Source organism: Chitinophaga sp. Hz27 (genome assembly GCF_042263525.1).
GTDB lineage: Bacteria > Bacteroidota > Bacteroidia > Chitinophagales > Chitinophagaceae > Chitinophaga.
This window is the reverse complement of sequence record NZ_JBHKFJ010000009.1, coordinates 154052-166266: the sequence shown is the minus strand read 5'-3', so window position 1 is coordinate 166266 and position 12215 is coordinate 154052. Positions and strand designations below refer to the sequence as shown.

10 protein-coding genes are annotated in these 12215 nt (G+C 43.9%); 2 read left to right on the top strand and 8 right to left on the bottom strand.

The annotated features are described in order from the left end of the window. Nucleotides 1-6: 6 nt before the first annotated feature. Nucleotides 7-1102, bottom strand: a protein-coding gene (prfB, locus tag ACE38W_RS21830; RefSeq protein ID WP_375834693.1) for a peptide chain release factor 2 whose coding sequence is annotated in 2 segments (ribosomal slippage) — nt 7-1041 and nt 1043-1102 — 1095 coding nt in all. Because the reading frame shifts where the segments join, the coding sequence is not laid out codon by codon here. Between the two features lie 160 nt (nt 1103-1262). On the opposite strand from prfB, the gene ACE38W_RS21825 reads away from it, so the two are divergent. Continuing rightward, the gene (locus ACE38W_RS21825) at nt 1263-2072 is read left to right on the top strand and encodes a hypothetical protein (protein WP_375834690.1); all 810 of its coding nucleotides are present in this window, start codon (nt 1263-1265) and stop codon (nt 2070-2072) included. A 35-nt stretch (nt 2073-2107) separates the two neighbouring features. Continuing rightward, nucleotides 2108-3760, top strand: a complete 1653-nt coding sequence (pgi, locus tag ACE38W_RS21820) for a glucose-6-phosphate isomerase (protein WP_375834688.1) — start codon at nt 2108-2110, stop codon at nt 3758-3760. A 204-nt stretch (nt 3761-3964) separates the two neighbouring features. Here the strand turns inward: pgi and ACE38W_RS21815 are convergent, their stop codons facing one another. The 7 genes from ACE38W_RS21815 to ACE38W_RS21785 all read right to left on the bottom strand — a co-directional run bounded on the left by ACE38W_RS21815 (nt 3965) and on the right by ACE38W_RS21785 (nt 12214). Then, on the bottom strand, nt 3965-4381 hold the full coding sequence (locus ACE38W_RS21815; protein WP_375834685.1) for a DUF3276 family protein: 417 nt from the start codon (nt 4379-4381) through the stop codon (nt 3965-3967). Between the two features lie 154 nt (nt 4382-4535). Then, nucleotides 4536-6335, bottom strand: a complete 1800-nt coding sequence (locus tag ACE38W_RS21810; RefSeq protein WP_375834682.1) for an ABC transporter ATP-binding protein — start codon at nt 6333-6335, stop codon at nt 4536-4538. A 125-nt stretch (nt 6336-6460) separates the two neighbouring features. Continuing rightward, nucleotides 6461-7393, bottom strand: a complete 933-nt coding sequence (locus ACE38W_RS21805; protein WP_375834679.1) for a phosphoribosylaminoimidazolesuccinocarboxamide synthase — start codon at nt 7391-7393, stop codon at nt 6461-6463. A 96-nt stretch (nt 7394-7489) separates the two neighbouring features. Next, the gene (locus tag ACE38W_RS21800) at nt 7490-8845 is read right to left on the bottom strand and encodes an exonuclease domain-containing protein (protein ID WP_375834676.1); all 1356 of its coding nucleotides are present in this window, start codon (nt 8843-8845) and stop codon (nt 7490-7492) included. 42 nt (nt 8846-8887) lie between these two features. Next, on the bottom strand, nt 8888-10069 hold the full coding sequence (locus tag ACE38W_RS21795) for an ABC transporter permease (RefSeq protein WP_375834673.1): 1182 nt from the start codon (nt 10067-10069) through the stop codon (nt 8888-8890). Next, complete coding sequence (locus tag ACE38W_RS21790; protein WP_375834670.1) at nt 10062-11228, bottom strand: ABC transporter permease; 1167 nt, start codon at nt 11226-11228, stop codon at nt 10062-10064. Before ACE38W_RS21790 ends, ACE38W_RS21795 begins: the two co-directional genes overlap by 8 nt. Next, nucleotides 11225-12214 carry an HlyD family secretion protein gene (locus tag ACE38W_RS21785; protein WP_375834668.1) on the bottom strand — a complete coding sequence of 330 codons (990 nt, stop codon included), beginning with the start codon at nt 12212-12214 and terminating at the stop codon, nt 11225-11227. The genes ACE38W_RS21790 and ACE38W_RS21785 overlap by 4 nt, the downstream gene beginning before the upstream one ends. Nucleotide 12215: the final 1 nt, after the last annotated feature.

The following is a 12215-nucleotide window of genomic DNA, read 5'->3' as shown; positions in this document are numbered from 1 at the left end:
TACTTATTAATTATTGTCCTCTTCTTTTTGCATCATCAGATATGCCTTAATAAATCCATTCAGCTCTCCATCCATTACCGGGCCTACGTTTCCGACTTCGTATTCGGTACGGTGGTCTTTGATCATTTTATACGGATGGAATACGTATGATCTGATCTGAGAGCCCCATTCGATTTTACGTTTGTTGGCGTTGGCGGCATTTTTCAGCTCTTCACGTTTGCGGAGTTCCTCTTCATAGAGGCGTGACTTCAGCATGGTTAATGCTTTCTCACGGTTTTCACCCTGCGTACGTGCTTGCTGACATTCGATGATGATTCCTGAAGGAATATGTTTCAGGCGCACTGCGGTTTCCACCTTGTTCACGTTTTGTCCGCCTTTACCACCAGAACGGTAGAATTCCCATTCCAGGTCGGCCGGATTCACTGCAATCTCGATATTATCATCCACTAACGGATACACATATACGGAGGCGAATGAGGTGTGTCTGCGCGCATTCGAATCAAAAGGAGATATACGTACCAGGCGATGTACACCGCTTTCTGCTTTCAGGTGACCATAAGCAAAGTCACCATCAAACTCGAGCGTTGCCGACTTGATACCAGCTCCATCACCATATTGCGTGTCGATTTCAGAGACTTTCCATCCCTGTTTCTCGCCATACATACGATACATACGCAGGAGCATTTCTGCCCAGTCCTGACTTTCAGTACCACCTGCGCCGGAGTTGATAGTAAGTACAGCAGGCATCTCATCTTCAGGCTGGTTTAAGGTGGACTTAAATTCCAGGTCTTCCAATGCCAGCTGTGCGGCCTTGTAGGCTTGATCTACCTCTTCTTCGGTTGCTTCCCCTTCTCTGAAAAAATCATTGAGCACAGCGCTGTCTTCTATTGCGGTGTGCACATTGTCATAAAGGTCAACCCAATATTTGTTTACCTTAATTTCTTTCAGGATGGAAGTTGCTCTGGCATTATCGTCCCAGAATCCTGGGGCCAGAGATAATTGTTTGTCGTTTTCTATTTTAGCTAATCGGTCAGGGACGTTAAAGAAAACCTCCCAGGACGTGAAGACGATCCCTCATAGCTTTAAGTTGCTCTGCTGTCATAGGTCGCAAATGTAGGTAAAAATGTACAATTCTGCTAATGTAATAGCAATTGATATATATGCTGCAATTATATTGCAACTTATAACATACTTTTTAGCATAATATTTGTGGAAATTATTGGCGCTCAAGATCTTCATATAATAAAAAGCGGCTATTCATTATGCAAGCCCATGATGCCCTACATTACAAGAACCGGTCGATATTTAACAGTATTGCTTTTATCATTATGCTCGCTGCAAATATTCTGGCAGTAGCACTCCCGATCAATGGTCTGACAACAGCCGAAGTATCAGATAACTATCCTTGCCTTTTTACACCGGCAGACTTCACCTTTATGATCTGGCCTGTCATTTATCTGTGCCTGGCTGCTTTTACGATTTACCAACAGGTACTTGCTTTTTCTACCAGCAGGTTCGATAAACTTAGTGCATTTATGCGCCGAATGGATCATTGGTTTATATTCTCGTGTATTATCAACGCCGGCTGGTTATTTGCCTGGCATTATGAAATCATTTCCCTTTCCTTATTATTGGTATTGATACAGACCAGCTGCCTGGTAATGATACATCGCAATTTTGGCATCAGAAATCCATCCGCCAGCACATCAGAAAAAATATTTATTGAATTTCCTTTCAGTATATACCTTGGCTGGATGGCCGTTGCCATACTTGGTAATGTAGGCTCATTACTTGCCTATGAAGACTGGGCAGGCAGCCACCATGCTCAAATTTGGATTACCATATTGCTTACAGCCATTGCTACGCTGGCAACGGTATTGATGGTACTATACCGCAACAATATCATGTATGCACTTGTTACTGTGTGGGCATTGTATGGTATTATCTCTAAAAGACAAACGGATGGACTCCCGGACGAATTCAGCATCATACATGCCTGTATCATGGGAATAGGGCTTATTGCAGTTACTATTTCATGGCATTTAATAAGGAAACAGAAATCATTCGCGTAAAGTATTAATTTTGGCGCGCATTAATATACACTACTATGTTCCCATCAATTAATCCAGTTGCTACCAAATCCTGGCAACAGCTACAGAAACATGCTGAAGAAATGAAAAAAGTGCAAATGCGCACTTTGTTTGCTGTAGATAAAGAAAGATTCAATCTTTTTTCTCTCCAGCTGGAAGATATTCTGTTTGATTATTCCAAGAACCTGATCACTGAAGAAACTCGCAGCCTGCTGTTATCACTGGCCGAAGAATGTGGCGTTAAAGAGGCTATCAAAGCCATGTTCAATGCAGAGAAAATAAACGCGACTGAAAACCGCGCTGTACTGCATACCGCACTGCGTAACTTCTCCGGCAAACCAGTGATGTTAGAAGGCAGAGACGTAATGCCTGATGTAGAAGCAGTGCTCAACAAGATGGATCATATCTGTCGCCAGGTTCATTCCGGCGAATGGAAAGGTTATACGGGTAAGCCTATACGTTATATCGTGAACATCGGTATCGGTGGCTCCGACCTCGGTCCGGTAATGGTGACAGAAGCCCTGAAACCTTACTGGAAGCCAGGTATCGAACCTCACTTTGTTTCTAACGTTGATGGTACACATATCGCGGAAACGCTGAAGCTCATCACCCCTGATGAAACTTTATTCCTGATTGCTTCTAAAACTTTCACTACACAGGAAACTATGACCAACGCCAATACAGCGCGCGACTGGTTCCTGGAGCATGCGAAAGATGAAAAATATATCGCCAAACACTTTGTGGCATTGTCTACCAACGAAAAAGCCGTTACTGCTTTTGGTATAGACCCTAACAATATGTTCGAGTTCTGGGACTGGGTAGGTGGCCGTTATTCCTTATGGTCCGCGATTGGGTTGTCTATCGCACTCACCATTGGTTACGACAATTTCATTCAGCTGTTATCGGGCGCGCATACTGTTGATAAACACTTCGCAGAAACACCGCTGGAAAATAACATCCCGGCGATTATGGCATTAATCGGACTATGGTATGGTAACTTCTTTGATACTGCAACAGAAGCTATCCTACCATATGATCAATACATGCACCGCTTCGCAGCTTACTTCCAACAAGGCAATATGGAAAGTAATGGCAAGCATACAGATCGTACAGGCGTTGACGTTAAGTATGAAACCGGTCCGGTTGTTTGGGGCGAACCAGGCACCAATGGTCAGCATGCGTTTTATCAGCTGATCCATCAGGGCACCAGAATCATTCCTTGTGACTTCATCGCACCAGCGATCAGCCACAACCCTATTGGTGATCATCATGTAAAATTGCTGTCTAACTTCTTCGCACAAACAGAAGCGCTGATGAATGGCAAAACTGAAGAAGAAGTACTGGCAGAGTTGAAGAAAGCCAATACACCAGAAGATGAAATCAAACGTGTACTGCCTTACAAAGTATTCACGGGCAGCCGCCCTACCAACTCCTTCCTGGTAAAAAAGATTACCCCGTATACACTGGGTTCTCTGATCGCATTATACGAGCATAAGATCTTTGTACAAGGCGTTATCTGGAACATTTATAGCTTTGATCAGTGGGGTGTTGAACTGGGAAAACAACTTGCCAGCAAGATCCTGCCTGAGTTGCAAAATGAAGAACTGGTGCTTAATCATGATGCTAGTACCAATGGGTTGATCAATGCATTTAAGCAGATGAGAAAGTAATACAGAAGCGTTATTAATGATATAACATTAAGTACTTTAATCTTTCCCCTGAATTCCGTGATGCCTTCTGTATCGCGGAATTCAGGGGATTTTCTTTTTCTTTACAATCCACAGAGAAAAAGAAAATCAAGCGTAATAAGGAAATAAAAAAACCCCCGGAAAAATCCGGGGGTCTAATTTATTTTATGATAAAATAAGTTCAGATTACCATTTGTCTACATCATCGGCTGCATGTGAAGAAGGTGTTGAAGCCTCTACAGAAACTGTTACGGGAGCTGCTGAAATCTCAGCACCTTCGGCGTCGTCCTGGTCTTCCTGCACATAATCGTGGTTGTAGGCATCAAAATCAAAATCGGGCATCAACTCAGTTTTAACGTAGTTGATGGTTTCGGTCAGCGCGTTCAGGAACTTGTTAAAGTCTTCCTTATACAGGAACACTTTATGCCTGTCATAACCGTTGTCATTAAAACGTTTCTTACTTTCTGTGATAGTAAGAAAATAATCGTTTCCCCGAGTGGTCTTAACATCAAAGAAGTACGTCCTTCTTTTGCCCGCTTTCAATCGTTTAGAAAAGATGCTATCATTGTTTCTTTCCTGTTGATTGTTGTTGTCGTACGCCACAGTTGATAGATTTAAGTGTTAACGAATCAAATCCTGTTTCAATAAGGAACAAATATACTATTGTTTTACAAATATCAAAATAATTTTAAATGATTTTGAAAAATCATAAAAGGCAGCCCCCAATGGCTGTTACAACGTATATACAAGACAGTGATTATGATTCACTTACAGGGTCATCTTCGTTGGTCTGCTGACGTGTGTATAACTCGGCATAATAGCCATTCAATGATAATAATTCTTCATGTGTTCCTGATTCCGCAATACGTCCTTCTTCCATCACAATGATCTTATCAAACTCAAACAGGGCAAAGATTCTATGCGTTATGATAATGGCCGTCTTATCCTTCAGATAGGCATACAGGTTACCTATGATTTCCTTCTCCGTACGGGCATCTACTGCTGAAAGACAATCATCAAAAATCAACAGGTGAGGGTTTTTAATCAAGGCACGTGCAATGGATATACGCTGTTTCTGACCACCACTTAGTGTCACCCCACGCTCTCCTATTTCTGTTTCGAAACCTTCTTTGAAACCAAGAATATCCTTCTCTACGGATGCTTGTCGCGCCGCGGATTGTACCACATTTATATCTGCTGATGGATCACCAAAACGTATGTTATTTGCCACCGTGTCAGAGAATAAAAACACATCCTGTGGCACATAGCTAATCTGATTACGGAGATTTTCCAATGGCATTGTTCGGATATCCGTATCCGTTAGTTTTACCTTCCCTTCCTGCGGATCGTACATACGTATCAACAGCTGGGCCAACGTACTCTTTCCAGAGCCAGTACGGCCAATTACAGCGACTTTTTGTCCGGCCTTGATATGCAGATTGAAATCCTTTACTGCCGTAATGCCTGTATGCGGGTAGGTAAAAGTGACATTTTCTAATTTGATATCACCATCGATATCCTTTGCTACTGCGCCTGGCAGATTCTGAATTGTAGGCTCAATCTTCAGAAATTCGTTTATGCGTTGCTGTGAGGCTGCTGCACGCTGTATCATACTAGCCACCATCCCAATTGAAAAGAATGGGAACATCAGCATATTTACATAAATCACAAATTCCGCGAGGTTACCTACGGTAATGTTTCCTGCTATTACTTGCACCCCACCTACATAGATGGTAATAATAACGCTCAACCCGATCATCAACGCCATCACTGGCTGAAACAAGGCGTCGGTCTTGGCGAGACTAATAGAACTCAGCTTATAATCTTCGCTGGCTTCCTCAAAATGTTTGCTACTGGCATCTTCCTGTACATAAGATTTTATTACACGGATACCACTATAAGATTCCTGTGCGATAGACGTAATACCAGACAACTGCGCCTGTATGCGTTCACTTTTCTTATGAATAATTCGATTGACATAATAAATGGTGAGTGCCAGAAACGGCAGTGGCGATAAGGTATACAGCGTTAATAGCGGATTTACTCTTACCATCAGCCAGATGATAATAACAATCATGAATAGTGTGCGGGAAGCATACATAATGGCAGGGCCAACGTACATGCGTACACGGGAAACATCCTCTGTGATACGACTCATGAGGTCGCCGGTACGATGCATCTTGAAGAAGTTAAGGTCTAGTTTTTGGTAGTGTTGATAGATCTCATTTTTCAGGCCATATTCGATATGGCGGCTCATTACGATCAATGTCTGTCTTTGTAAGAAAAGAAAGAAGCCACTGAGCAAAGCGAAAATGAGGATGCTGATGCCATAAAAGGCCAACACCTGGCTAAAACTACCTCTGAATGCGGATTTGAGTCCTGTATCTTCTAATAATCGGTATTCGTCCAGGTTGTGGGAAAGCAGGTCAAAGATCTGCCTTACCATGATAGGTTGGGTAACGCTAAAAATGATGGAGATGGCTGTAAACAGCAATCCCAGGATTAACCGCCATTTGTTCTGGAGAAAGTATTTATTAAGTGCGCCTAAATGTTTCAAAAGCCTAACTATTTGACAACAAAAATAGGACTTTAAAGGATTCGGGGAGCAGCGATTTTACCAATGGTAACAAACAGGAACGGGGCCGCATATGCAGCCCCGTAATTATATTATAAATGCAGTTCTTAGAGGAGATTTTTCAGCTCTGCAGCGATTTTCGCTTGTGCATCTTCAAAAGAAACATCTTCTTTCACAAATTTCTGACCAGTGATATTTTCGAACAGCTCAATGTAACGTGCGCTTACAGTGCTAACGAATTCATCTGTCATTTCAGGTACTACCTGACCATCTTTTCCCTGGAAACCATTTGCCATCAGCCATTCGCGAACGAACTCCTTGGAAAGTTGTTTCTGTGGTTGCCCTGCTTTCTGGTTCTCTTCATAACCTTCTGCATAGAAATAACGGGAAGAATCTGGTGTATGAATTTCATCAATTACATAGATCGTATCGCCTATTTTACCGAATTCATATTTGGTATCTACCAGGATCAGACCATGTTTAGCTGCCAGTTCTTTACCTCTCTGGAACAATGCCAGTGTGTATTTTTCCAGCTGCTCATAATCTTCTTTGCTGATCAGGCCTTTGGCGAGGATCTCTTCGCGGGAGATATCTTCGTCATGCCCTTCATGTGCTTTGGTAGTAGGCGTGATAATAGGCGAAGGGAAGAAATCATTTTCCTTCAGCCCTTCAGGCATAGTAACGCCACAGAGTACACGCTGGCCGGATTTGTAAGTTCTCCAGGCGTGACCGGTGAGGTTTCCACGAACCACCATTTCCACTGGGAAAGTTTCACATTTCAGACCAATGGTGACGTTAGGCAGCGGAGTAGCTTTTACCCAGTTAGGAACAATATCTTTTGTAGCTTCCAGCATAATGGAGGCTACCTGGTTCAACACCTGACCTTTATACGGAATAGGACGAGGTAATACCACATCAAATGCAGAAATACGATCGCTTACCACCATTACCATCAGTTTATCTTCAATGGTGTATACATCACGTACTTTCCCTTTATAGAAAGCAGTTTGACCTGGCAGGTTGAATTTTGACTCTAACATGAATAAGAATTATTAATAATAAAGATTTAGACACTTTACGAGGTGCAAAAGTAAAGACGAAACACATGACTTGTTGTACCTGGCGAGGATTTTTTCTTATAATTCTGCGGAAACTCCCGATGCATAAGGTCTTAACAGACCAATAATCGTTTCATTTTCCGGGTATGGTGTCAGGTATTCCCTGATAGCCAGATGATCTGTTTCCAGGTGTTCTGGAAAATATCCCATACCATAGAACTTCCCTTTTTCCATGAGGATACAACTTTTTTCTCCTGGCTGTAAGCCTTTGTCGATAATGGTTACTGATGGCTGCTGCTGTTGCAGATAACCAATAGCTGCCATTACACGGGCGTTATAAACAGCAGGTTCTTCTTCTCTTTTACAGGCGCCATGGCAGGTTTGTGCGGTAATGCCAGCACAAGTTCCTTCCTCTTTTTGCAGGAAACAAAGGATAGGACATAGTTCAAACTCACGTATAAGCGTTCTTAACATCCGATGTCCGTCTACCAACATATTAAAACTATGAACAGGATGGCTGTGTTTACGTCTTTTTTCAATGGCGAGGCGCAGGTATCCCGACTGATCTTCGAAGAGATAGAATCCATAACGGAACTCTACATGTTTCTGGGAGGTATTGTAGGGTGGCCATAATCGCTTTATTTCTACGGACTCCAGGATACAGGCCATCAGCTCCGTGGCGGTAGGCTGATAGGTGATACTATGAATGGTGCGTAAAAAGTTCTGACGCTGCCGGCCAGGGTTGTTGCCCGTAAAGTGGCTGTTGACACGCTTCTTCAGGTCTCTGGCCTTGCCTACATAAACTACCTTTCCTTTCTGGTCATGGAAATAATAAACACCTGGAATGGAAGGAAGTAATTTCACCTGCTCTGGTGGCAGGTTTGGCGGCAAAAATTGTTCTTTGGAGCCACCTTTCAATGCACCGGCAATAGCGTTGGATGTATCATTTTGTAACATCAGTCCAAATAGCTTCATAGTGGCCTCTGCATCGCCAGCGGCGCGGTGGCGGCCATTTATAGGTATCTGGAAATGGCGGCAAATGTTTCCCAGACTATACGAAGGCAAACCCGGGAAAATCTTCCTACCCAATCTTACGGTACATAATTTCTTTGATTGCAGATCGAAACCCGCTTCCTGTAAGTGATATCTGACGAAGGAATAATCGAAATTGACATTGTGGGCAACAAAGATGTTATCTTTCAGGAGACTAAATATCATGGGGGCCACGGCGGAAAATGGCGGCGCATCCGCTACCATCTCATTGGAAATACCTGTGAGCGTGGTTATATAATACGGGATCGGTATACCAGGGTTCACCAGTGTTTCATAATGCTGCACCAGTTCTCTCCCATCATAAACATATATGGCGATTTCCGTAATTCCATTTGCACTGGCATGTCCGCCAGTGGTTTCTATATCAACAATTGCATACATCCTGCAACAAAGATATTGCATTGACCCTAACCTTACAAATACCTACACAGCGGCCACCATAGCCTGCTGACGGCGATTAATCACCGAGAGTCGCCACAGGGCAAGCATTACATAAAATATCCACAATACCATCAAGTGAATAATAGCCCCTTCATTGTCCCCTAACCTGGCCCCTGTTTGCACAATTGACACATAAATCTTCATGAACGGTGTCGTTGGCAACAACGAAGATAATCCCTGCATCAGCAGCGGCAGGCTATCATACGGCCAGGCTAGGCCACTCAGCAGGAAAAACGGATAAGTGGAGAATACCATCAGCTGGGCCGTCAGGAGCTGTCCTTTGAAAAGCGTTCCCAATAGAAATCCCATTGGGATCAGCGTCAATATAAATAATACAAATGCAACGGAAACATCAAACGGATGTCCACGGAACGGGATGTCGAACGTCCGGTAGTTAACCGTCATAAAGAATGCTGCATAGCCACAGAAGAGGATAAAATAGAACAAGCCTTTACCCCACAAAGCAGTAGAGAGGCTGTTGCCAGACAATCCCAACAATTGCGGAATTTGCTTATGCTGCCTGTCCAGGGCCACACTTTCTGCAAGGCCTATCAGCAATGTTTGCTGAAGTATCAATGCCAGTAGCCCTGGCAACAGAAAGCCGCCATAACTACTACGGGTATTATATAAAGGCCTATAGTCCAGGTTTACAGGCATAGCCTCCCGCATGGCTATTTCCGAGTTATTACCTTTTTTTTCATTGTATTGCAATCGCACGCCTGCACCCACTGCCATGGCAATATTAGTAATGCCCATCGTCAGCTCACTGGAAGGCAGGAACCTGGCGCCATTTACTGCCAGCACAATATCTGCCTGCTTCAGCCCCAGTACATCCTTCTCCATACCTCTTGGGATAAACAAAAAACCCTGGGTATTGCCCAGGTACATGCTTTTCTGCGCGTCCTGCATATTCCGCATACGCGAGATATCGGTGATCTGCAAATTACCCACCTGCTCCACAAATTTGCGGGAAAGACTGGTATTGTCTTCATCCACCACACCTAGTTTCACCTTCTCCTCTACTTTGTAGGCGTAGATGCTGCCATAGAAGAATGCATAAATCAAAGGCGCCAGCAGCAAGGTTAGCAGCAGACTATGATCTTTGGCGATCAGCTTTGTTTCTCTCAGAAAAACCTTACCTATATTACTAATGAAATCAGACATGTTGCAAGGCTGTTTTATTCATCTTTCGCTGGTAAACAATGATGGCTACCGGGTAGGTCACTACTATAAAAATCATCAGGTGACTGATCTCTGTATAACAATATTTCAACGGCAGTTCCATGAAATAAACCTTGAAGAAGGAGTCCAGGAAAGGCGTAAACGGCATGAGATAGGCGTAAAACTGGTCATACCAGGGCATGGCCCAACGTGGAAAAGTAAAGCCACTGAATACAAATGCCGGCGAAGTATAGAACAGTCCTACATCACAGGCGACCATCACATCATCTACCACTGCGCTCACCATCATACCTACGCCGATACAAGCGACAGCGAGTAACGTATACATCACGAACAGCGGGCCATTGGAGCCTATTAGTCCGCCTGCAAAAATGGGAAACATTATAAAAGTGACCAGCAAATAATTTACCCAGGCTACAGACAGATGTGCCAATGATTTCCCTGTGATGACCGCAGAAGCAGAACCACCGGAGGTTTGAAGCAAGTCATCTACAGTATTGGTATTAACTTCATAGTTTAGCGTAAGCACAGCCACCATGATGATCATCATCTGCAGCGCCACGGCTATCAGCCCTGGTACAAGGTAGGCCTGATAATCATAGCGTGGGTTATACAACGTATAGCCGTGCATGTTAACCGGCAGTACCAATGCCATAGCGCGGCCTTGAGGCATACCTTTTTTCACCAGCTTCTGCAGGATCACACCGGAAGATCCGGTAATAATCACCTGCGCCGCATCTTTATAAATCAGCTTACTGGTAACAAGAGACGCAGCATTGGCGTATACCGTTACTGTTACAGGATGGCGGCTCTTGATATCATTATCAAGGGTAGCAGGGAAATGAACAGCAGCCTGGATCTTGCCTTCTTTCATCAGCTTCTCCAGTTCCCCCTGGTTATTGATTTGTGTGACAATATGTATTGATTCTGTTTCTTCCAGCATGAAAGTGAGCTGCCTGGACAATGGGGAGTGTGCCTCGTCCCAGATAGCCACAGGCAAGTCTTTCGCGAATTTATTATTATAAATAGAAGCATATACGACGCAGATGATTGTAGGCACAATCAGCAACACCATATAATGGACAGGCAGCGTTAGTATACGCTTCCATTCGCGAAGAAATATTTTCCAGGTAGCTATCATGGCAGGTCCATGGAGGCTGTCATGCCAGGGCGCAACCCAGCGATGGCCGACTCATTTACAGGTTTGAAATCAACGGTGAAGGTGCGCAGCTCAAATTCTCCTTTTGCTTTTACAGGTACCCAGTTAGCAAAAGTGAGGGAAGGTGCTACCTTTTCTAATTTTGCATCGAACTTTTCGGGGTTGCAACCGGGAACTGTCATCTGTACTACAGTGCCGGTTTTCAGCTTATCCATCTGATCCTGACGTATATTAAATCGTACGTGGTAGGTACCTGGTTTCTGAATAGTTATTAATGGATAGCCAATAGATACAATCTCTCCTTCTTCTATGACCATAGAATTAATAATACCATCGCTGGGCGCATGGATATACGTTTTGTCTGCCAGTGATTTGGTGAGCTCATACCCTTCCTTTGCCTGGCGCAGAATGGCCGCAGCGGCGGTAATCAGCTCCGGGCGACTTCCTTGTTCCAGCATATCCATATTCAGTTTGGCCGTTTCCATTTCTTTTTTGGAAGCCTGCAGTTTGAAATATACCAGGTCTTTCTCTTGTCCGGAGATAACTTCATCACTCCAGAGGTTTTCCATGCGTTTGTAGGTTTTCTGCATGAGTTCATACTGGTCCTGGGTAATTTTATAGAGATTATCTGCGGCCTTGATGACTTCGGGGCGGGCGCCTTTCTGCAGTAGTGTGAGCTGACTCTGTGCCGCATCGATGGCTGCCAATGCCTGATTTCTGATAGCGTTGATTTCGGTGGAACGCAGTACCCCAAGTAGCTGACCTCTGCTAACAGTATCGCCCTGCTTTACCAGCAGGCTATCTAACCTGCCTGGGAATTCTGCAGCTACATCCACGTAATCAGCATCCACCATCCCTATTACGCTGTTGTCCGGCGTTGCAGGCCTCTTCACAAAAAAGAACAGCGCTATCAGGATGATAACAATAGGTACCAGCAAGGCCCAATAGTTCTTAAAGAAATTACTCATT